The sequence below is a fragment of the Mesorhizobium sp. M1409 genome (assembly GCF_040317535.1).
Lineage (GTDB): Bacteria > Pseudomonadota > Alphaproteobacteria > Rhizobiales > Rhizobiaceae > Mesorhizobium.
Genome location: NZ_JAMYKV010000056.1, coordinates 1 through 19,769, shown reverse-complemented (window position 1 = coordinate 19,769; position 19,769 = coordinate 1). Strand labels below are relative to the sequence as shown.

Sequence of the window (19,769 nt, the reverse complement as noted above, 5' to 3'; positions counted from 1 at the left end):
ATTGGCTCCCAGGAACGAGAGCAGAAACAGGGAGATGTAGAACGCGGCAAGTCGGATTGACGCACTTCTAGCGATACTAGCGTTGGCCATGAATGGTGTAGCCGGTGTTGCGTGTATTACGCAGGAGCGGAACATCGAATGGTTTGTCGATCTTCGCCCGCAGTCGGCTGATATGGGTTTCCACCACGGTGCTTTGCGGGTCGAAGTTGAAGTTCCAGATCCGCTCAAGGAGCATGGTCTTCGTCAGTATACGGCCCTCGTTACGCATCAGGAGTTCAAGCAGCGCGAATTCCCGAGGAAGCAATTCGATCGTCGTTCCGCCGCGGGTGGCGAGGCGGCTGATGAGATCTAGTTCCAGGTCAGCTACCTTCAGCTTTGCCTTTTCGGCGGTGATCGGAGGACGCCTTTGCAGAGCATTGACCCGAGCCAGAAGCTCGGAGAATGCAAAGGGCTTGATCAAGTAATCGTCCGCACCTGCCTCCAAGCCTTCAACTCGATCGTCAACACCGCCCACCGCCGTCAGGAAGATCACTGGCACCTTTCCGCCGGCGCCTCGAAGACCTCGCACAAGCGACAAGCCATCGAGGCCTGGCAGCACCCGATCCACAATTGCGACGTCATAGGGATCGCGTAGTCCGACAAGCAAAGCATCGCGCCCGTCTGTCAGGGCATCGACCACATGGCCGGAAGAGCTCAATCCATTTTCGATGTAACGGCTGATTTGTTCGTCGTCTTCGACTAGGAGAATTTTCATAATAGCAATCTCTCATCTGGCTTGGCGCGCCAAGCGTTGATGACCTTTCCAGTTTGCTTCTGTCAGCGATGCGGACGAAGCGATGTCTCAGTGAGGCCTTGCCCGGCGGGGTTTTCGCTCGGTGCCATTAGTCGGTGACGCAGCTTTTCAATCAGCCAGGGTACTGGGTTTTGATGTCTCAACATCCATAGACTGAATCGACAACACGGTTCGCAAGCGAAGGCGCCTTGCAACTTTCACGATTGTATCGTCATTTTGGCGTATCCCTTCATTGTGCCGCAAGTCGAGCATAAGGCGGATCCGCGGCGCTCATCACCTCAAGCGATCACGCCGTGATCGCTTCTGAGAGCAGCCAGTGGGCCGCGGATTGGTTTTCAACCCGCGGCGCTGGTCCCGGATCACTTGATGCCGGTGACCGTGATACGTCCGTTGACGCGGTCGGCTGTGAACTCGATCGCCTGACCCGTTTTGACCTTACCGAGCAGGCCCTGCTCCGCGACGACGAACACCATCGTCATCGCGGGCATGTCGAGATTGGTCAGCGGCCCATGCTTGATCGTCAGCTTCTGCTGTTTGGCGTCGACCTTGATGACTTCGCCCTTCACGTATTCCTGCGCAAGCGCGCTCCCGCCGATGCCGAGAACGAGCGCGAGTGTCGAGAGTGTCTTTACCAATAGTGTCATGATTGCCTCCTTTGCATTGGGTCAGTTGGCGACGTTGATGTCGCCCTTCATGCCGGAATCGTAGTGACCCGGGACCAAGCAGCCGAAACCGAAGTCGCCAGCATTGGCGAACGTCCAGATGATTTCGCCTCTGGCGCCGGGCGCCAGCCGGATCGCATTGGGATCGGCGTGCTCCATGTCGGGGAACTTCTCCATCAGCGCCTTGTGCTCCCTGATCCCCTCATGGACGTCCATGACGAACTCGTGGTCGACTTGGCCCTTGTTGACGAATTTCAGGCGAACGGTCTCGCCCTTCTTCACCCTAAGGACGGCCGGCTGGAACAACATTTTTCCGTCGTCCTTCTCAGACATCGAGATGTTGATAGTCCGCTTTGCCTTGCCGGCCTCGCCTGGATTGCCGATCGGCATGGTGGCGGCTTTGTCGCCATGGCCTCCGGCGTGGGTTCCACTGGCATGAGCCGCTCCGGAACTGAGCGCCGTCAAAACGGCCGCTGCGATGATATGTTTCATGCTGTACTTTCTCTCATTGTTGAGGTTGAGGGGTTTCGGTCTGTCATCCCTGTTTGCCGTGACCGCCGTGCGCTGCCGGGGCCATCGTTTTTGCGTCGCCTGATTTCGTGGGAGCGGGGACATCACCCTTCCACTCGTAGGCCACGGTTCCCGCCGGGTGCTGGTACCAGCCAGGATCGGCGTAGTCGTCCGAGGCGAGCCCCTCGCGAACCTTCACGACCGAGAACATGGAGCCCATCTCGATGGGACCGAATTGCCCCCAGCCATCCATCATCTTGATGGTGTTGTCGGGCAGCGGCATTTCCATTTCGCCCATGTCGGCCATCCCGCGATTGCCCATCGGCATGTAGTCGGGCTGAATTTTTCGGATCTTCTCGGTAACCCTTGTCTTGTCGACGCCGATGAACGTTGGCACATCGTGTCCCATGGCGTTCATCGTGTGGTGCGATTTGTGGCAGTGGATGGCCCAGTCGCCCTCATATTTAGCTTCGAACTCGTAGGCCCGCATGGCGCCCACAGGAATGTCGATCGATACTTCCGGCCAGCGAGCCTCTGGGCGTGTCCAACCCCCGTCGGTGCAGGTCACCTCGAAATCGTAGCCATGCATGTGGATCGGATGATTGGTCATGGTCAGGTTGCCGACACGGACCCGCACTTTGTCGTTCTTGGACACGACAAGGTGGCTGATGCCGGGGAATAGGCGACTGTTCCAACACCACAGGTTGAAATCGGTCATAGTCATGATTTTCGGAACGTAAGATCCGGGCTCGATGTCGTAGGCGTTCAGCAGGAACACGAAGTCACGGTCCACCCGCATGAACTTCGGGTCCTTCGGATGGATGACGAAGAAGCCCATCATGCCCATCGCCATCTGCACCATTTCATCGGCGTGCGGGTGGTACATGAAGGTGCCGCTCTTCACGAGGTCGAACTCGTAGACGAAGGTCTTGCCGGGCGGGATTCCCGGCTGGGTAAGACCGGTCACGCCATCCATGCCACTGGGCAGGATCATGCCGTGCCAGTGCACGGTGGTATGCTCCGGCAGCTTGTTCGTCACAAAGATGCGGACGCGGTCGCCTTCGACCGCCTCGATGGTCGGCCCGGGGGACTGACCGTTGTAGCCCCAGAGATAGGCGGTCATTCCGGGCGCCAGTTCCCGCTCGACCGCCTCGGCGACAAGGTGGAATTCCTTCACGCCATTGTTCATGCGGTGGGGCAGCGTCCAACCGTTGAGCGTCACAACCGGCTGGTAGTCCGGGCCGCTCGTCGGAAATATCGGTGGCTGCATGTCCGGCGATTCCATGACAGCTGCCTCCGGCAAGCCCATCGCCGAGGTCTTGGTCCATGCCGTGGCACCGGCGAGCAGGGCTCCGGCGCCGAGTAACTGACGTCTTGAAAGCATTTTCTTCTCCTGAGTTCAGTGGCCTTCGGCGCCCGCTTCGGCTGCGGCCGGAGCGTCGCCGCCGCCGGGCGAGTTTGCGCCACCACCGTGGATGGCGGTTCCGAGATTGACGTCGGCCAGCCAGAAATTGCGCTTGGCGTTGAGGGAAACCATGATCGAACTGATTTTCGCGCGGGTGTCCGCCAGCAGCTCGAACGTGTTGGTGATCATGCCGTTGTAGGTGAGGACCGACTCCGCCTCGATCTTTGTTCGCAGCGGCACAACACTGTTCCGATAGTGCCGAGCAATGTCATAGGTCGAACGGTAGGTGTCATAGGCGGACCTCGCCTCGGAGCGGACGTTAACCGCCTTTTCCGCCATCCGATTGGCGGCTTGCATATAGGCAAGCTCGGCCTTGCGCATGCGTGCCTTGCCGGTATCGAAAATCGGGATGACGAACTCCGCCTCCAGGGTGGGTGCGACACTCGTCTCCGTCCCGCCCTCCTCGGACTCCTCGCGTTCCACCTCCGCGCCGGACAGCAGTTCCAGGTCACTGACGTAGCGCGTCGCCTCGGCGAGACCGTACGATTTCGCCAGCGCCTCAAGCTCAAGTTTCGCGATCTCGAGGTCGATGCGATTTCTTAGCGCTTCCGCCTCGATGGCGCGTTTGGCCTTGGCGCCTTTGGGCAGGGCTGGAAGCATGTTGGGGACCGAGTAATCGACGTCCGGTCCCCATAGACCCATGAGGCGGGTGAGTTCTTCCTTGGCCGGCCGGGCGGCGAGGCGCGCCGCCGCCGCCTGACCGGTGATCTCGGCATAGAAGACGTGTTCGCGGGCCTGGCCGGTTTTTGTAAAAGCGCCTGTCTCCCCTAGTTTTTGAGCGAGTTCGGAGGCAGCGTCGGCGGCGGCTTGCGCCTTGTTCAGATAGGAAACGCTTTCCCAGGCCGATGCCGCATTGATCCAGGCCCGCCGCGTGTCCGCGGCCAGCCGCAACGTTTCTTCGGCGGCGCGGAGCTGGGCCTGACGGAAGCGTGTGTCCGCGACCGCGACGCGTCGCTGACGGGTCATCAGCGCAAGGATGTTGCTGGCAACAGCCCCCTCGATCGTGCGTGCCGGATCGATGCCGATCATACCGACCGAGATTGTCGGATTGACGAGCATCCCTTCTTGCCAGACATCGGCCGCCGACAGACCGATCTCGGCGTAGGCGGCCTGCAGGCCTTTGTTGTTGAGCAGGGCGACCTGCACCGCGATGTCCGGACCAATCGTCTTCTTCTGGACGAGGCGCTTCACGCGCTCCGAAACCGTCCGCGCTTCCTCGCTGGACTGCACCCACACTGTTTTCTTGCCGGTCACGGAATCGGCACGCGCCGCGACTGTCGTGAAGCCGGCCATGGGGACTGAGATGCCATCAAGGGGCCCGCTGGTCGTGCATCCGGCAGCGATCAGCGGAATGGTCACCACCGCAGCTATGGTCAGGGGCCGGCGCTTCATGATCCGGCTCCCGGGGCTGCGGGAGAGAGTTCTTGATTGAGCCGCCGCCAATCCTGCGGATCGAGTGGCTCCCGCTGGCGATAGTCAGCGACGACCGGATGGTATTTCGTGCCACGGATGCCAATGACGGGATCGGCCGGATTGAAGGCGGGAAGAACGTCGGACGGCGTGGTTGCCGCGCATCCGGCAACGAACAGCGATGCGAACATCGCGAAGCTTGCGATTTTCATTGTAGACCTGAATCTTGACGTGTGCATTTGGCCGCGTGGGAACGAATTCCCAACGCTGCGCGCGAACGCCCTCAAAAGAGGCGTCAGTTCAGATGTATTTGGGGGGTCTAATTAGCGCTTTGTATTCGCCGAGCGGCAAAATGACGGCAATGACGGGCGCAAAGCAGCGGGAGACAACAGGCTCCAACTCAGGACAATCGACTGGCACCGCATTTGCCGGCGCGCAATGGACTTCACAGCTCTTGTCGGCGGATTGGTTGTCGCCGTGCTGATGCTCCGACCTGTCCGTGTCATTCGCCTTGGCGCCGTGATGGCCCATGCCGTGTGCAGGTGTCTCGGCTTGCAGATCCGCGCTGGCGTGAAAACCCGTGGCATCGGCTGTGGCGAATAGACCAGGCTGAAGCGCCGACATGACCAGGAATCCGATCGCAAGCAGAACTCGCAGCGGTACGCTTCCTAGGATCGCGATTCGACCAACAGTCCTCATCGGCCCTTTCCATAATTGTTCGGCTGATTTGTCAAGGCCGCCTTCGACCAGTTTGCTGCAGTGCAACCAAAAGTGAGGATCGTTGCAGGAACGGTATTGCTCGAAGCCCCCATGTGCCACAACATTTTTCATACATTTTTGTATGCCCTGTTTATGGCTCATGCTTAGGAACGCAACCGTGCTGCGATGTCCGCGATTTCGGTTTAGCTCAGGCTCAGCACGCTCCGGCGACGACCAGATAACGCGAGACCTTCGCGAAAGTGACGATTGCGACAAAGCTCCATAGCGGCTCGCGTAGAACCCCAGCGACCACGGTCAGTTTTCACCGCCGAGCCCGGGACGGTGGCCTATGCTGGCGACAAGAACCAGCATTGGAGGCGGGAAGGAACCAGTAACGAGGAGTCCCGCAAGGGCGGCCTCCGACTGCGCCGGAAGGAATGGTTGCCGCAGGGAAGGCAACAGCAAACAGATTGCCGTATACGGCAAAGATTTCCATCTAATCTTCGACTTGCGGATCAGGCTTCGGAGCTGCACATCGATCACGACCATCAGTCCGCCACCGCCCTGTTCTTCGACATTGTTGTTGGTCGTATGATGCCCGATATGGCAGTGGATCAGCCATTTTCCGGCCCGACGTGCCTGCCAGACGACATCGTATCGTTGCGCTGGTCCGACGTTGACCCGCGGCAAGGAATCGTGCCGAGTCCGGGATAGTCTCGCCGTCGCGGGCGACAACTTCGAATGGACCGCCGTGGACGTGCATCGGGTGGATAAACCCATTGTGGGTGCCAATGAAGCGCACTTTCAGAGTTGGCATGGTCAGAGGGCGGGTGATCCATTGCCGAGGCCGCTGCTTTGGTGCGGGATTTCGGAGAGGTGGCTCATCGATCCGTAGCTGATGGGCTCCGTCTCTATGAGATCGAGCTAGTTCAGGATCTGGGCAAGGAACAGTTTGCTTCGCTGGTGACGCGGATGCGAGAAGAATTCGGAGGGCGTGTTCATCTCAACGATCTCGCCATGGTCCATGAAGACGACGCGGTCGGCGACCTGGCGGGCAAATCCCATCTCGTGCGTGACACACAGCATGGTCATGCCATCCTCGGCCAACGCGACCATGGTATCGAGCACTTCTTTGACCATTTCCGGATCGAGTGCCGACGTCGGCTCGTCGAAGAGAATGATTTTGGGGCTCATACAAAGCGCGCGCGCGATCGCAACCCGCTGCTGCTGGCCGCCTGACAGTTGGCCGGGATATTTGTGCGCCTGGTCCGGAATCTTCACTCGTTCCAGATAATGCATGGCGGTCTGCTCGGCTTGCCCGCGCCGCATCCCGCGTACCCAGATCGGCGCCAGCGTTAGGTTCTCCAGAATAGTCAGGTGCGGAAACAGGTTGAAGTGCTGGAACACCATGCCGATGTCACGCCGGATTACGTCGATCTTCTTCAAATCATTGGTGAGTTCGACGCCGTCGACGACGATCTGTCCCTGCTGGTGCTCCTCCAGCCGGTTGATGCAACGGATCATGGTCGACTTGCCCGAGCCCGAGGGCCCGCAGATCACCAGCTTTTCGCCGCGAAGGACCCTCAAGTTGATGTTCTTAAGCACATGGAAGTCCCCGTACCATTTGTTCATCCCGGTCAATTCGATTGCCGGCCGATCATTGGGATTTGGCATGGACGGAACGCGCTTTAGGGGACGATAACATCACGGCATTTCCTAGTGGGCGGTGGGGCCGCGCCGCTCCAGAAAGTCGGTGAAGCGGGCGAATGAGAAGGAGAGTGCGAAGAAGATCGCGCCGATGAACAGGAACGTCTCGGCCGCAGGCGATGGCCAATCCGGGTCGGCCAGCGCCGCTTTACCAGAGCTGATCAGGTCGAACAGGCCGACCACCAGGACAAGGCTGGTGTTCTTGATCATGACGATGATGGTGTTGGCCAGCGCCGGGATCGCCACCCGGATCGCCTGCGGCAGGATCACCAGATATTGCATGCGCCAGAAGGGCAGGCCGACCGCCGCCGCGGCCTCGTACTGGCCATTCGGGATAGCCTGCAGGCCGCCGCGAATCACCTCGGCGAGATAGGCCGCGGCGAAGATGGTGAGGGCGACCAGCGCACGCACGAACTTGTCAGGCAACAGAGCCTCGGGCAGGAACAGCGGCATCATGATCGATGCCACGAACAGGATGGACAAGAGCGGCAGTCCGCGCACCGATTCTATCAGGACCACGGCGCCGACGCGTATCGCGGGCATGGTCGAGCGCCTGGCCAGCGCAAGGAGGATGCCGACGGGGAAGGCGACGCCGATGGCAACGACGGTGAGGATGAGTGTGACCGGCAGGCCGCCCCAAGAAGAGGTCGGAACCTCGGTCAGGCCTAAACCGCCGGCCATCAGCCAGAAGATCAGTACTAGTGCCGCCACCCAGAGCGCCGCCAGCCGCGGAGCCCAGCTGGCAGGCCGCACTGACCAGCCGAGCAGCGCCAGGATGAGCAGGCAAACGATGGCGGGGCGCCAGCGGTCGTCGAGCGGATAGATGCCGAACAGCAACTGCCCGGACTTGGCGTAGATGAAGCTCCAGCACGCTCCGGTGGCCACCCGACACGCGCGTGGACTGGGGTCGAACAGCACAGCGTCGATTACCAGCCAGCGCAGCATCGGCGGCACCGTGGCGACGAGCAGAACGCCGAACAACAGCGTCAGGGCGGCATTGAGCGGCGTGCCGAACAGGAGCCTGGCGGACCGCCGCAAGGCGCCGAAGCGGATCTGTCCTGGCGTTGGCTCGGCCGGAAGGGGAAGAGACAGGGCCTTCATGGTTCAGCGCTCCACGATGGCGATGCGACGGTTGTACCAATTGGCCGCGCTCGACAGGCTCAGGTTGAGAGAGAGATAGACGCCGAGGATGATAAAGACGCCCTCGATCGAATGGCTGGACTTGCTGATGATGGTGTTCATCACCGCAAGGAAGTCCGGATACCCGACCGCGATCGCCAGCGTCGAATTCTTGACGACGTTGATGTATTGGCTGTTGAGCGGCGGGACGATCACCCGCAGCATCTGCGGGATAATGATCAGACGCAATATTTTGCCACGCGGCAGGGCGAGCGAATGACCTGCGTCCCACTGACCGCGGCCAACCGAAAGCACGCCGCCGCGCACGATCTCGGCGACAAATCCGGTGGTGTAGATGGTCAGCCCGATCAGGATGGTGCTGAGTTCGGGCGTCAGTTCCTTGCCGCCCTTGAAATTCGACCCGGTGAAGGTCGGCCAGTCGACGGAGAACTTCGCGTTGGCAAGCCAGACCCCGGCAACGCCAACCGCGAGGATCGCCGGTGCGGCCAGCGGCGGCAGCCATCCTCGTCTCGCCGCCCAGCCGGCGGCCGCCAGTGCCAGGGCGAGAGCAATGACGAGCAATCCCGGGGTGGCGATGTCAATGCTGACAGCCGGCACCACAAAGCCGCGCATGGAGGCGTAAACGCCTGGCAGGGGATTGAGCGCTTCGCCGACCGGCGGCAGCACCTTCCACCACAGTGAGTAGAGAAAGATCAGGAGCACGATCGGCGGTGAATTGCGTGCAACCTCCACCAATGCGCGGCAGGTGCCCGCTGCCAAGGGATTGCTGCTCAGCCGGGCAATGCCGACGACGAGGCCGAGCGCGGATGAAAAGACGATGACGACGGCGGAGATGAAGACGGTGTTGGCGATCCCGGTCGCGATCGCCCAGTAATAGGGATCCCTCGACTTGTAAGTGAGGATCGCTTCCGAGATGACGATCCTTGACGGCATCATCAGGAAATCGAAGCCGATCGGGATGCCGCGTGCCCTGAGATTGGCGAAAGTCGTGCTGACGAGCAGGGCAGCGAAGGCGGCAGCCACGGCCACGACGGCACACTGGATGATGATCGATCTGGTCTTGGCGTCGCTCAGCATTTCGACCTCCACGTTTCGCGGCGTTAGCAGGAAAGGGAGCGCCGCGCACGTTTCCCCCCTTTATGTGGGGCTCAATCCCAGGGGAAAGGATAGTTGAGGCCGCCGTCCTTCCACAACGCGTTCAAGCCGCGCTCGACCTTCAGCGGGCTGTCCTTGCCGAGATTGCGATCCCAGATCTCGGCGTAGTTGCCCATTTGCTTGATGACGTTGTAGGCCCACTTGTCGCCCAATCCGAGCGGCTTGCCGAAACCGGGCTCCTCGCCCAGCACGCGTTTGACTTCCGGACTGCCCGAGGCAAGCTTTTCATCGATGTTTTGCGAGGTGATGCCGTTGGCTTCGGCCCAGAACAGCGCATTGAGTGTCCAACGCACGACGTCGAAAAGCTGATCGTCACCGCGGGCGACCGCGACGCCATTGGGTTCGGCGGCCCTGCCGACTCGGATGATGTCGTAGTCGTCCGGGTTCTTGGCCACCGAGGCACGCTGTCCGGCTGCCGCAGTGCCGTCGGTGACGTAGGAATCGCAGCGGCCCCCAAAGAAGGCGTCGCGCGCCTGAACGGTCGAGTCGTAATAGACTTTCTCCATCGCGATCCCGAACTCTTCCTCGGTTTCCTCTATCGCCTTCTCGGTCAGGCTGCCACCGCCTTGCAGGCAGACGGTCTTTCCGTCGAGCAGTTTGGGCTCCGTAATGTTATCGGCCTTGCGCACGAGCATGCCGTCCGTGTCGTAGAGATGGATCCAAACGAAGCGGACAACCGTATCGCGACTGTAGGTGATGGTGGATGTGCGCGACAGAACGTCGATTTCCCCAGTTTGCAGCGCAGGGAAACGCTGGCCTGCGTTAAGCGGCACGTAACGGATCTTCTCCTTGTCGCCGAGGATGGCGACCGCGAAAGTGCGGCAGATGTCGGAATCGAAGCCGCGATAATACCCCTTCTCGTCCGGCCGGGAGAGACCGGGCACGCCCTGGCTGGCGCCGCAGCTGACATAGCCGCGCTCCTTGATCTTGTTGACGACCGCCTGCGCGCTGGCGTCCACGGCGCCCGTACTCAGGCTGGCCAATCCTATCGCCAGGCCCGTGAGCCATTTCAGACCTTGATGTTTCATAGTCATTCCCCTTGTCGTTGAGGTAATCGTCATTCGGTGGCCTTGACGTCGGCTGCGGCGGTTCCGCTGCGCCGGGCTTCAGCAAAAAGTTCGAAGGCCTGGGAAAGGTCGGCTAGAAGATCGTCGAGTGCCTCGAGGCCGATCGACAGGCGCCAGACCGGGCCAGGCTTCAGCCAGTCGAGGCTGGCGCGGCCCTTGCGCGGATCGCTGACGGCAATCAGCGAATGCACGCCGCCCCAGCTTGCACCGAGCCTGAACAGCCGCAGGCTGCGCAGTACATGGGATTGCAGTGGCGCCAGTTCCGGCCCCAGCACGAAGGAGAACACGCCCGCCGATCCGGCGAAGTCACGCTTCCAGACCGCGTGGCCAGGATGACCAGGCTCCGCGGGATGCAAGATCTGTGCGACTTCCGGGCTTTCCGACAGCCAGGCGATGATCTTCCGCGCGGTGGCGTCGGCATGACGCATGCGCACCGGCATGGTCATCAGGCCACGCTCGCACAGCGCGCAATCCTCCGGCGAGACCCCGTAGCCGAGGAAGCGCGCCGTGTCCTTCAGGCGTCGGAACAGCGCCTCGTCGCGCACTGAGACTGAACCCATCAGGAGATCACCATGGCCGCCGGCGTGTTTGGAAAGCGCCTGCATCGAGATGTCGACGCCATGAGCGAGCGGCTTAAACAGCAGATGCGAGGCCCAGGTGTTGTCGGCCGCGACGAGCGCGCCGGCCTTGTGGGCCGCGGCTGTGATGGCGGGCACATCCTGGACTTCGAAGGTGGCCGAGCCAGGCGATTCTACCCAAACCAGCCGCGTTCTGCCGTCGATCATGGCCGCGATGCTTGCGTCCAGCCGTGGATCGTAGGAAACCGCCTCGATCCCGAGGGGGCCGAGAAAACGCTCGGCCATGTCGCGCGCCGGGCCATAGAGCGTCTCCGGAATCAGAACCCTTTCGCCGCCACGGCAGACAGCCATGGTTGCCAGCGTCATGGCGGCCATGCCCGACGGAATGACGAGAGCCCGCGATCCGCCTTCCAGCACGGCGATGTGATCTTCGAGCTGCCGGCTGGTCGGTGTGCCGTAAAGTCCGTAGCTGAACCCGTCGTACAGGCGCTCGACGCGACGCTCGTACGACTCCAGATCGTCAAAGACAATGGTCGAGGCTCGCTCGACCGGCATCGCCACCGCCTGGAACGGTTCCTCGGAGCGCTTGGGAGGATGGACATGTGAAGTGTCGTCGCGTCGGTTCATGGGCGCAACTTAGCCGGCTCATCCATTGCCATCTATGACCGCAGCGATAAAGTTAATTCGCTTTTGATATGGGCTGCACTATGAATCTGCGCGACATCGATGTCTTCAACGCGATCATGATCACCCGCGGCGCCGGCGCGGCGGCCGCGCTGCTCGATACCTCGCAACCGGCCATCAGCCGTTCGCTAGCCAAGCTAGAGGCTGAACTCGGCTTCAGGCTTTTCGACCGCATTCGTGGCAGGCTGGTGCCGACACGCGAAGGGGAGTTGTTCCATGCCGAGGTGAAAGCCAACCTAGTCGGGCTCGACCGGCTCAAGCTGCGCGCGGCCCAGATCAAGGAGGTCGGCACCGGTACCATCCGCGTCGCCAGCTTGTCGGCGCTCGGGCACGGGCTGGTGCCGCGCGCCATCGTAACGTTCTCGCGCCGGCATCCCCAGGTGCGCATCAGCTATCAAGTTCGCACTTCCAACGTCGTCCGCGACTTGGTGGCATCCGGCAGTTTCGACATCGGGCTCGCGGCCGACGAGGTCGATACCAGCGGCGTGCTACACAGCATCTTCACCACGCCGCGCGCCGTCTGCGTGATGCCAACGACTCACCGGCTGGCGCGGAAGGAGGTGATCACACCGGCCGATCTCGCCGACGAGGCGTTCCTGGCATTGTCACCGGAAGACACGGTGAGGGTCGCCATGGACAAAATCCTGACCGCGAATGCCGTGCGGCCGCGCATCCTAATCGAGACGCCCTACGGCCTGACCATCGCCATCCTCGCGGCGAAGGGCATGGGGATCGGCCTGGTGAACCCCTCGGTCATTGCCGACCGCATGATTGGCGGCATCGTGGCCAGGCCATTCGAGCCGGCCGTGCACTTCCGCGCGCTGCTCCTGCGTCCGCCGGACGGAATCAACTCGGCGCTGATTACCGACTTCATCGCCGAACTCTACGCGGCGCGCAATGCGCTATCGAGCGAACCGTAGGCGAACAAGTCAGCGCTCGTCGCTCGGCTCGTCATGCATCAAGCCGGCACTCGACAAGTTCGTTGAAGCAGTGTGCGGCACATCAGTGGCCGGCCATGGTACTCCCCTGATTGGCATTTGGGACAGACTGCGGGGTTATCGAGACAGACAAAACAAAGTGTTTGAGAGGAACTCAGATTTGAACGGCTGCTCTTCAAGCTAAGTTGCCAAAAGTCGGCAGCCCGCTGTCGGCCCAGAGCCGCCAGTCTGCAATGCGCCCACAGAGACGAGCCGGCACCCTGAGGGGGGACGTGGGGCAGCGGCCGATCTTCTGACACTCTTCGAGCATGCCGCCGAGTTCCCGGCAAAGAAAGACTTGGCCCAACGCGTTCGACTTGTCGTCCAGGCCCATCCGCCTGTTATAGGCCGACACTTGGTCCCTCAATTGAGAAACTCGGCCAGCTCTATGACCGCTGGAGTAAGCCCAGCCGCCTACAGCACATGTGATCACTGCATAAACGAAGACACCAAGGGTCACCCTGCTGCCGCGCAGCTTTTCAGGCAACAATTTGACGATACGTTGCATGAATTATCATCTACTGTTGCTGCTGTACCAACCCCAAATTGGCCTAATATGATGAACATTTTCTTGAGCACTCGCTCATCGAAAGTCTCATAGGTCTGGCAAACGGACGGCATTTCTGTGGCCAAACTGCCGGCGCGCCCCGAGGTGATGCGCTGCCAAAACCGCCCCGGAACCCCGCGACAAGCCCGCATCATACTCATGTGAGGCGGATAGCTGATGAAGTCAGATGGGATGCCGACGAGCTCAGCAAGACCTAGACAGGCGTTCGGATCGCCTCGGTCATTTTCTGAAACTCAGCAAGAATCTCGGGGAAACTCTGCGCGAGGTATCGAACAACGCGGGCGTTTTCCAGGAGTCGGGCAAGATACCCTGTGGCCACCACCAGATCCAGATGGTCAGATCCGTAGCTCTCCTCGATGAGCCTATATTCTCTATCGAGATTGGCCGACTCGTTCTCCATCAACGCAATTTGGGTATCGCTGAGGCCAGCTAGTTTTTTCGGCTGCGACGTATCGGCCAGCTGCGACTGCGGCGTCGCGCCGACCAAGGATTTTGCGTAGTTGATCGAGAACTTGTTCATAGCGACCATCAGCTGCGCTGCCTCGATCTGACGCACAGCGCCCAACTTTCGTAGCTCGATGAACGTGTTCGTTGGGACGAAACGGTCCTTGAGTATTTCGACCGCTTCCGGACAAATCCCTTTCAGCAGGCGCTTTTTGAGCCTGATCTGGGCGACATTGACATTGAGCGTTGTTGCTATGGTCGCCTCGGGCACACCGTTGTCGATGGCCTTCAGGATCATAAAATGTTCCTGGATCGTCGCGAGCCGGCTCACCCGTTTGTTGTAGGTGAATGCCTCGTCATCGTTTGCGACCAGACATTCAACCTCAGTGACGCCTATTTCGCGCAAGATCTCGATACGCATATGGCCGTCGACCAACAGGTACTTGTCCGGCGTGTCATTATCCCTTGCGACCACGGGCAGCTCCACAAGTCCGATTTCTCGAACGGACGACCTGACCTGTTGGTATTTCGGAGTCTCCCTGGCGCTTTCGGCGAACAGGTGAAGCGGCTGAATGTCCTCAAGCCGGAGGCGAACTGTATCGCGCTCAAATGCGCACTTTATGTCCGGAACTGTGGTGTACTTCGATGTCATGCGGGCTCACCTCTGCTGATCCTGGCCGCGAGATTCCGTGGGAAGGTGTCCAGCCCTTCCGTCCTAAGAACGGCCTGGAATGCCTCTGCGGCCATGAGCTGCCGCAGCGCGTGGGTGACAAACAGGAGGCGGTTCCGCGCGGCATCTGCTTTGCGGACCAGAATGCGTTTTCTGTCCGTGTCGGCCTTGAAGGCTTTGATCAATGTTGACGCAGAAGGGATTTTCGTGCGCTCTGGAAGGAACGTTCCCAGGCCTTTCCCACGCCTGCGCCGGTTCTCGATCAAGCGACGCGCTATCGCAAGCTTGTGACCACGCAGCTGGTTCTTTTTATAGGCAAGCTGAAGCACTGCCTGGATGCCGGGCTCGTCGGCGGTTGAGATATCGACTGCAACCGATAGCGGAATCTGGCCGGAGTCGACTGCGCGCAAAAGACGCTGTTCGCCTTGTGACAGGAGTCGTGCAATCCCTCTGACATATTCGGTCGAAAGACCGATCTTTGCTGCGATTTCGGCGTCGGTATAGTTGCTTTCCTTCAGCCGACCGATGTCACGTAGAAGGTCATATGCGGTATGATACCGACGAGCGCAATTTTCGACCAATCCTTTGAGCAGTGCCTCGGCCTTGGTTGCCTCTATCACAAACGTGGGGATCTCGGTCTGGCCAAGCAGCCTGAAAGCCTCAAGGCGCCCCTGACCACACACTAGGTCGTGCGTGAAAGCGCCTTCGTCAACCTCTTTTTTCGTCACTGTGATGGGGCGTTTCAGGCCGACTCTCTCAATGCTGTCGACTATATCTCGGAAGGATTTTTTGCCTCGAGTGCGCGGGTTGGTGACCTTGATCGCGTCCACGCGCAGCAGTGAAATCCGTTCGTTAGTGGCGTCCATCAGGGTGCAGCCGTGATGGCGTTGCGTTCGGCCAGAGCAAACAGCGGATCCAACGATCTGAAGAAGAAGGTGTTGAACGGCAGGCGCTTGTTCAAGACAAGATTCAACGGCTTTCCGCCAATCTCGTTTGCTGGCGCTATCAGATAATCGAGGATTGTCTGATTATCGGGCCTCATGCGAATGGCCACCTTCACGTCCGCAGCATTACACCGTTCGGGAGCGGCCAACCAATGGGGATAGCCGTAAGGCGTGTTGCGACAGCGGCCCATCGCAATGGATACGGTGAATTCATCGTTGACGCGAAGCACGCCGAGATCGCTCTGACGCACTGCGGACCCGCCCGCCCGCTCAATGGTCGCGATTGTTGTTTGAATGACTTCTTCAAAAATTTCACGAAGCCGCCTTCTGATATCAAGAAACCGATAGTTCTGAGACGGATCGTATCCAACGAGCTTGTAGGCTCGCAGCAGGCTGCCGAATTCTTTCCTGTAGCGGCTGCTTGGCGGACAGTCAGACGCCGCGTCAATGATCGGGCCCGAGAGGGTACCGCGCCTCTTCAGAAGCTCAGCGAGCACAACCAACATCTGGTCGCTGCTCATCTTGGATGAGCGGGCGTCGGCTATGACTTGAGCCCGTTCGAAAAGTCCGCGGTCGACAATGGGTTCAAAGACGCCATCGGCGCGCACCAATTGGGTGATATCATTCGTCACCTTCCTTTGCTTGAGCTTGAAGGACTCGCGATTCCAGACGTTGTTGCCCACATATTTTTCGTTGCTGAGTATCTGATGAATGGATTCGCGTTTCCACGATCGATTGAGATCGGTGACCACTCCCTTGGCATTCAGCGACCGCGCAATCTGAAGCTCGGTCCGACGAGCCTTCTCGTATTGATCATAGATCCAACGGACCGTCGCAATTTCATCGGGTGGTCCAGGCACGAGGATGACCCGATCCGTCTGAAGGCTCTTGTACTCTTTGAGAGCGAGCGTCGTCTTTGTACGCCCATGCTTGTCGATAAGCTGGCGTCTCAGGCCCAAACCGGACGACCCTCCTTGCCGGTACCCCATTTGAATGAGCCTGCACTGGCCGGCAAACACCTTGACCGACAAGACCCGACTCTGCTCGGCCGCCATGCTGCGCTTTATTGCCTTGAGCAGGTCTGATCCGATGCTGCCATCGTTCGCAAACTGTTCGCCACAGTATTCAATTCGCACTCCAGCAACTCGGCACCGGTACTCGTACGACGCACTCTCATCGGGGTTCTGGAATCGCCCCCAGCGACTCACGTCGTAGACGATGACGATCTCGAAATCCGCGATTTTCGTTTCGATGTCAGACAGCAGCCTTTGCAGGCCGGCGCGACCTTCAAGGTTCAAACCGCTGCGGCCGGCGTCCTCGTATGTGGCTACGATGTCGTAGTTCATCGCATCCGCGAATTCGCGGATTGCATCCTTCTGATTTTCGATCGAGTAGCTTTGATGGTCCGTGGACATTCGCACGTACTGAGCAGTGCGCACGCGCTGCGCGTCATCTGCAGCTCGACGGGCCGTATGGGCATGTTCCATCATCCAGCGCCTAAAAGGCAGTTTGAACGTTTGCCTAAACCTGCCAACCTAACGGACTGGCGCTGGAATTTCGTTACATTTTCATGGACACTTTGTGGCGAATGGCGCCTTGTTGCTGCGACCAGATTCTCGAAACTCGAGGGCGGGCCTCAATCAACGCCCGAGAAACCATGTCTTTTTTCGTGAGGCATCGTGCCCCCGTTCCGCCGCATTGCGACCGCACGTGGCAAGCCATAGGGATTTCAGGCCTTCAAGGGAGACCTCACATGAACTTTCACAAAACCATAGCCGCCGTGTTGATGACTGCAGCACTGGCAGGCTGCGCGCAGACCGAGGGCCAGCAGCGGGCCGGAACCGGCGCGCTGATCGGTGGCGCCGGCGGCGCTCTCGTCGGCCAGGCCATCGGCGGCAACACCAAGAGCACGGTCATCGGTGCGGCCAGCGGCGCCCTGCTCGGCGCCGTCGTCGGCTCAGCCACCACCCCGCAGCGCCGCGGCGAGCAGATGTGCCGCTACCAGGACCGCTACGGTCGCATCTACACCGCGCCTTGCGACGACCGGTACTACAACGGTGATTATTGAGGCGATTGCAGGCGACGGTAAGGTCGGCGGGACAGCGCCCCTCTCTGTCCTGCCGGACATCTCCCCTCATGGGAGAGATCAGCAGCTTCACCGGTGCCGCCAATCCAGTAATTTGGTGACCGGCGAAAGTAGACGAGATAGCCAATCCCCCTCGATGGACCCCGAGTGGGAGATCGGCAGCGTCGCGGACACCGCCCACCCCTCCGCCCGCGCCGCCTTCTCCAGCGCCGCCACGAGTTGGTGGTTGGCATAGACGCGCGCACCGCGCCGCTCCTGCCGCTCTGCCTGCGAGTCCGGGGAACCGGTGCGGCGGCCGCTCCAGATATGGGGTGCATCGGGGTCGCAGAACTCCGCCACCTGCTCCCACACGGCCTCATACTGGCTGCGCTCGCTCTCGAGCTCGGACTGGCGGGAAGGATATCGCGGGCGCGGCTGATTGAGCCTTCTGCAATGGCCATGTAGGGCTCCTGGATGTGAGTTGAGTGTGCGTCGCAAAACGTTCTTGTGCATCGCAGCAATCAATGCGTAGATGGGCAAAGTAAGCTGACGGAAACGGGATGACCAAAACGCCACAATCAAGGGCGGAGACGACCCACTTCGACGCTCTGCATGGCCTCCGGGGCATCGCTGCTGTTTTGGTGATGCTTGGCCACTTCACCGAATTCACGGGCCGGCGATATGATCTGGCGCCGTCCGGGTTCCTCGCCGTCGACCTGTTTTTTCTGTTGAGCGGCTTCGTGATCGCCCACGCCTACGACGACAAGTTCCGAAAGGGCATGTCATTTTGGAAGTTCGCGGAGATCCGTCTTCTCAGGCTCTACCCTCTATATTTTGCCGCGGTCGGCCTGGCCGTGATCGGCGTGGGTGCAATCATCGCAACGCGCGGGCTCAGTTCGTATTCGCGGCTGGACTTGCTTGCAAGTGTTGGGTTTTCCGTTCTTTTTTTACCCACGCCGCCGTCGCTCTCGACATTTCCCGACGTGCTTTTCCCGCTCAATGGCCCAGCGTGGTCCCTTTTTTATGAACTCGTCGCCAATGCCGTTTTTGCCGCGCTGGGCGTAAGGCTGGCTGCTCGATCACTTGCGCTCATTGTCGGTGTTGCCTTGCTGGCCCTGGTGCTTCTGGCTTGGCAGGGTTTCGTCCTTGGGGGCGGCGCCCATTGGGACGACACGATCGCGGCTCCCGCCCGGATCGCGTTCTCGTTCTTTCTCGGGGTCTTTCTCAATCGATATGCGACCGGGAAGAGTCGGGACGGCAATCTCTATATGCCTCTTCTCCTGACGCTATGCGGAGTGCTCATGATCTTCAGACCCGTCGAACATGTGCAATTGTACAGTCTGGCGATCATAGTCCTGGTCTGGCCCTGGCTCGTTCTCGTGGCCTCCCGTTTGCGGCTATCCGGGTTTTGGCGCTGGATTGCGCTCTTCTCCGGCAATATCTCTTACGCCATCTATGTGCTTCACACGCCGCTCATCCGCCTTTCGAACGCCGTGGTCGAATCTGTGACCGGGGCCTCGTGGATCGAGCACGGCTTGCCGTTCATTCTGGGAACATCCATCGCGATCATCGCAGTCTCGGCATTCGCGCATTATGTCTACGACAAGAACATGCGGACACTGCTGCGGCAGTGGCTTTCACTTTGGCGCGCACGAGAGGGCGTGACACAGTTTTAGCTGGATTTGGTTCGCCGCCGGTTGTGTCATGACAGCGTGCCCATTTGGCCGACGCGATTGGCGATCGGCAGCACGATCACGCGCTGCGCTTGATGCTCTCCAGCGCCGGCGCGCCGCCCTTGCGGCCAAAGCGCCGGACGACGAATCGGCCCGCCTTCTGGCCGGGAACCTCGATCAGATTATAGGTGACCCAGGACAGCAGGGTCACCGTCGGCAGGACGATGGCAATGACGATCGCGAAACGCAGCGGCGCCGCCAGCCCGTGGCCGTATTGGCTGATGACGAACGCCGCGACAGGCTGCAACACCAGCAGATGGATCAGGTAGATGCTGAAGGAAAGCTCTCCCATGAGATGAAAGAACCGGTTGCTGAGCGTCACGGCTATCGCCCTCGCCAGCCTTCCCGCCGCTCCCGGCAGCATACGGTAGAGAACCAGGGCAAAGAACCCCGCCACCAGCGCTTCTCGCACTAGCAGCTTGCCCAGTCCGTAGTCGCCGCCAAACGGCAGCGCCGCCAGAAGCAGCGCCAGTGCCAGATACAGGATCGGCCGTGGCT

Annotated in this window: 20 protein-coding genes and 2 pseudogenes; 3 read left to right on the top strand and 19 right to left on the bottom strand. The window is 60.3% G+C overall.

All coding sequences use genetic code 11. The features are described from left to right. Positions 1-76: 76 nt before the first annotated feature. The 13 genes and pseudogenes from NKG99_RS29955 to NKG99_RS29895 form a co-directional block, all read right to left on the bottom strand. Complete coding sequence (locus tag NKG99_RS29955) at positions 77-754, bottom strand: response regulator (protein ID WP_352872776.1); 678 nt, start codon at positions 752-754, stop codon at positions 77-79. 398 nt (positions 755-1,152) lie between these two features. Beyond that, on the bottom strand, positions 1,153-1,437 hold the full coding sequence (locus NKG99_RS29950) for a copper-binding protein (RefSeq protein ID WP_352872775.1): 285 nt from the start codon (positions 1,435-1,437) through the stop codon (positions 1,153-1,155). A gap of 21 nt (positions 1,438-1,458) precedes the next feature. Further along, positions 1,459-1,947 carry a cupredoxin domain-containing protein gene (locus NKG99_RS29945; RefSeq protein WP_352872774.1) on the bottom strand — a complete coding sequence of 163 codons (489 nt, stop codon included), beginning with the start codon at positions 1,945-1,947 and terminating at the stop codon, positions 1,459-1,461. 43 nt (positions 1,948-1,990) lie between these two features. Beyond that, on the bottom strand, positions 1,991-3,349 hold the full coding sequence (locus tag NKG99_RS29940) for a multicopper oxidase family protein (RefSeq protein WP_352872772.1): 1,359 nt from the start codon (positions 3,347-3,349) through the stop codon (positions 1,991-1,993). A gap of 15 nt (positions 3,350-3,364) precedes the next feature. Next, complete coding sequence (locus tag NKG99_RS29935) at positions 3,365-4,822, bottom strand: TolC family protein (protein WP_352872771.1); 1,458 nt, start codon at positions 4,820-4,822, stop codon at positions 3,365-3,367. Continuing rightward, complete coding sequence (locus NKG99_RS29930; protein WP_352872770.1) at positions 4,819-5,031, bottom strand: hypothetical protein; 213 nt, start codon at positions 5,029-5,031, stop codon at positions 4,819-4,821. The genes NKG99_RS29935 and NKG99_RS29930 overlap by 4 nt, the downstream gene beginning before the upstream one ends. Positions 5,032-5,140: 109 nt before the next feature. After that, positions 5,141-5,701 (bottom strand): hypothetical protein, encoded by a 561-nt coding sequence (locus tag NKG99_RS29925; protein ID WP_352872769.1) that lies wholly within the window; start codon positions 5,699-5,701, stop codon positions 5,141-5,143. Between the two features lie 366 nt (positions 5,702-6,067). Continuing rightward, positions 6,068-6,350, bottom strand: a pseudogene (locus tag NKG99_RS29920) (multicopper oxidase domain-containing protein); the annotation flags it as partial. A gap of 113 nt (positions 6,351-6,463) precedes the next feature. Beyond that, a complete protein-coding gene (locus tag NKG99_RS29915; protein WP_352872767.1) occupies positions 6,464-7,213 on the bottom strand; it encodes an amino acid ABC transporter ATP-binding protein in 750 nt (249 codons plus the stop codon). A gap of 42 nt (positions 7,214-7,255) precedes the next feature. Further along, positions 7,256-8,347 (bottom strand): amino acid ABC transporter permease, encoded by a 1,092-nt coding sequence (locus NKG99_RS29910; protein ID WP_352872765.1) that lies wholly within the window; start codon positions 8,345-8,347, stop codon positions 7,256-7,258. Positions 8,348-8,350: 3 nt separating this feature from the next. Further along, positions 8,351-9,463 (bottom strand): ABC transporter permease subunit, encoded by a 1,113-nt coding sequence (locus tag NKG99_RS29905; RefSeq protein WP_352872764.1) that lies wholly within the window; start codon positions 9,461-9,463, stop codon positions 8,351-8,353. A 71-nt stretch (positions 9,464-9,534) separates the two neighbouring features. Continuing rightward, positions 9,535-10,569, bottom strand: coding sequence for a transporter substrate-binding domain-containing protein (locus NKG99_RS29900; RefSeq protein ID WP_352872762.1), 1,035 nt, complete (start codon positions 10,567-10,569; stop codon positions 9,535-9,537). Between the two features lie 29 nt (positions 10,570-10,598). After that, on the bottom strand, positions 10,599-11,813 hold the full coding sequence (locus NKG99_RS29895) for a trans-sulfuration enzyme family protein (RefSeq protein WP_352872760.1): 1,215 nt from the start codon (positions 11,811-11,813) through the stop codon (positions 10,599-10,601). A gap of 80 nt (positions 11,814-11,893) precedes the next feature. Between NKG99_RS29895 and NKG99_RS29890 the strand changes: the two genes are divergently transcribed. Continuing rightward, entirely contained in the window at positions 11,894-12,790 is an 897-nt protein-coding gene (locus NKG99_RS29890) for a LysR family transcriptional regulator (RefSeq protein WP_352872758.1), read from the top strand. A 193-nt stretch (positions 12,791-12,983) separates the two neighbouring features. Here the strand turns inward: NKG99_RS29890 and NKG99_RS29885 are convergent, their stop codons facing one another. From NKG99_RS29885 to NKG99_RS29870, 4 genes are all read right to left on the bottom strand, one after another. Next, positions 12,984-13,355: a hypothetical protein gene (locus tag NKG99_RS29885; protein WP_352872756.1), complete on the bottom strand. Its 372-nt coding sequence runs from the start codon at positions 13,353-13,355 to the stop codon at positions 12,984-12,986. Between the two features lie 253 nt (positions 13,356-13,608). Further along, positions 13,609-14,511 carry a plasmid partitioning protein RepB C-terminal domain-containing protein gene (locus tag NKG99_RS29880; RefSeq protein WP_352872755.1) on the bottom strand — a complete coding sequence of 301 codons (903 nt, stop codon included), beginning with the start codon at positions 14,509-14,511 and terminating at the stop codon, positions 13,609-13,611. Then, positions 14,508-15,395, bottom strand: coding sequence for a ParB/RepB/Spo0J family partition protein (locus NKG99_RS29875; RefSeq protein WP_352872754.1), 888 nt, complete (start codon positions 15,393-15,395; stop codon positions 14,508-14,510). Before NKG99_RS29875 ends, NKG99_RS29880 begins: the two co-directional genes overlap by 4 nt. Continuing rightward, entirely contained in the window at positions 15,395-16,963 is a 1,569-nt protein-coding gene (locus NKG99_RS29870) for a recombinase family protein (protein ID WP_352872753.1), read from the bottom strand. Before NKG99_RS29870 ends, NKG99_RS29875 begins: the two co-directional genes overlap by 1 nt. Before the next feature lie 263 nt (positions 16,964-17,226). On the opposite strand from NKG99_RS29870, the gene NKG99_RS29865 reads away from it, so the two are divergent. After that, on the top strand, positions 17,227-17,541 hold the full coding sequence (locus tag NKG99_RS29865; protein ID WP_352872752.1) for a YMGG-like glycine zipper-containing protein: 315 nt from the start codon (positions 17,227-17,229) through the stop codon (positions 17,539-17,541). 87 nt (positions 17,542-17,628) lie between these two features. On the opposite strand, the gene NKG99_RS29860 is transcribed toward NKG99_RS29865, so the two are convergent. Further along, positions 17,629-18,078, bottom strand: coding sequence for a hypothetical protein (locus tag NKG99_RS29860; RefSeq protein WP_352872751.1), 450 nt, complete (start codon positions 18,076-18,078; stop codon positions 17,629-17,631). A 20-nt stretch (positions 18,079-18,098) separates the two neighbouring features. Between NKG99_RS29860 and NKG99_RS29855 the strand changes: the two genes are divergently transcribed. Continuing rightward, on the top strand, positions 18,099-19,214 hold the full coding sequence (locus NKG99_RS29855) for an acyltransferase family protein (RefSeq protein WP_352872749.1): 1,116 nt from the start codon (positions 18,099-18,101) through the stop codon (positions 19,212-19,214). 76 nt (positions 19,215-19,290) lie between these two features. On the opposite strand, the pseudogene NKG99_RS29850 reads toward NKG99_RS29855, so the two are convergent. Further along, positions 19,291-19,769: pseudogene (locus tag NKG99_RS29850) on the bottom strand (hypothetical protein); the annotation flags it as partial.

Coding starts and splice junctions, on each gene's coding strand:
- NKG99_RS29955 (WP_352872776.1), bottom strand. CDS start 754: ATGAAAATTCTCCTAGTCGAAGACGACGAACAAATCAGCCGTTACATC.
- NKG99_RS29950 (WP_352872775.1), bottom strand. CDS start 1,437: ATGACACTATTGGTAAAGACACTCTCGACACTCGCGCTCGTTCTCGGC.
- NKG99_RS29945 (WP_352872774.1), bottom strand. CDS start 1,947: ATGAAACATATCATCGCAGCGGCCGTTTTGACGGCGCTCAGTTCCGGA.
- NKG99_RS29940 (WP_352872772.1), bottom strand. CDS start 3,349: ATGCTTTCAAGACGTCAGTTACTCGGCGCCGGAGCCCTGCTCGCCGGT.
- NKG99_RS29935 (WP_352872771.1), bottom strand. CDS start 4,822: ATGAAGCGCCGGCCCCTGACCATAGCTGCGGTGGTGACCATTCCGCTG.
- NKG99_RS29930 (WP_352872770.1), bottom strand. CDS start 5,031: ATGTTCGCATCGCTGTTCGTTGCCGGATGCGCGGCAACCACGCCGTCC.
- NKG99_RS29925 (WP_352872769.1), bottom strand. CDS start 5,701: ATGAGCCATAAACAGGGCATACAAAAATGTATGAAAAATGTTGTGGCA.
- NKG99_RS29915 (WP_352872767.1), bottom strand. CDS start 7,213: ATGCCAAATCCCAATGATCGGCCGGCAATCGAATTGACCGGGATGAAC.
- NKG99_RS29910 (WP_352872765.1), bottom strand. CDS start 8,347: ATGAAGGCCCTGTCTCTTCCCCTTCCGGCCGAGCCAACGCCAGGACAG.
- NKG99_RS29905 (WP_352872764.1), bottom strand. CDS start 9,463: ATGCTGAGCGACGCCAAGACCAGATCGATCATCATCCAGTGTGCCGTC.
- NKG99_RS29900 (WP_352872762.1), bottom strand. CDS start 10,569: ATGAAACATCAAGGTCTGAAATGGCTCACGGGCCTGGCGATAGGATTG.
- NKG99_RS29895 (WP_352872760.1), bottom strand. CDS start 11,813: ATGAACCGACGCGACGACACTTCACATGTCCATCCTCCCAAGCGCTCC.
- NKG99_RS29890 (WP_352872758.1), top strand. CDS start 11,894: ATGAATCTGCGCGACATCGATGTCTTCAACGCGATCATGATCACCCGC.
- NKG99_RS29885 (WP_352872756.1), bottom strand. CDS start 13,355: ATGCAACGTATCGTCAAATTGTTGCCTGAAAAGCTGCGCGGCAGCAGG.
- NKG99_RS29880 (WP_352872755.1), bottom strand. CDS start 14,511: ATGACATCGAAGTACACCACAGTTCCGGACATAAAGTGCGCATTTGAG.
- NKG99_RS29875 (WP_352872754.1), bottom strand. CDS start 15,395: ATGGACGCCACTAACGAACGGATTTCACTGCTGCGCGTGGACGCGATC.
- NKG99_RS29870 (WP_352872753.1), bottom strand. CDS start 16,963: ATGATGGAACATGCCCATACGGCCCGTCGAGCTGCAGATGACGCGCAG.
- NKG99_RS29865 (WP_352872752.1), top strand. CDS start 17,227: ATGAACTTTCACAAAACCATAGCCGCCGTGTTGATGACTGCAGCACTG.
- NKG99_RS29855 (WP_352872749.1), top strand. CDS start 18,099: ATGACCAAAACGCCACAATCAAGGGCGGAGACGACCCACTTCGACGCT.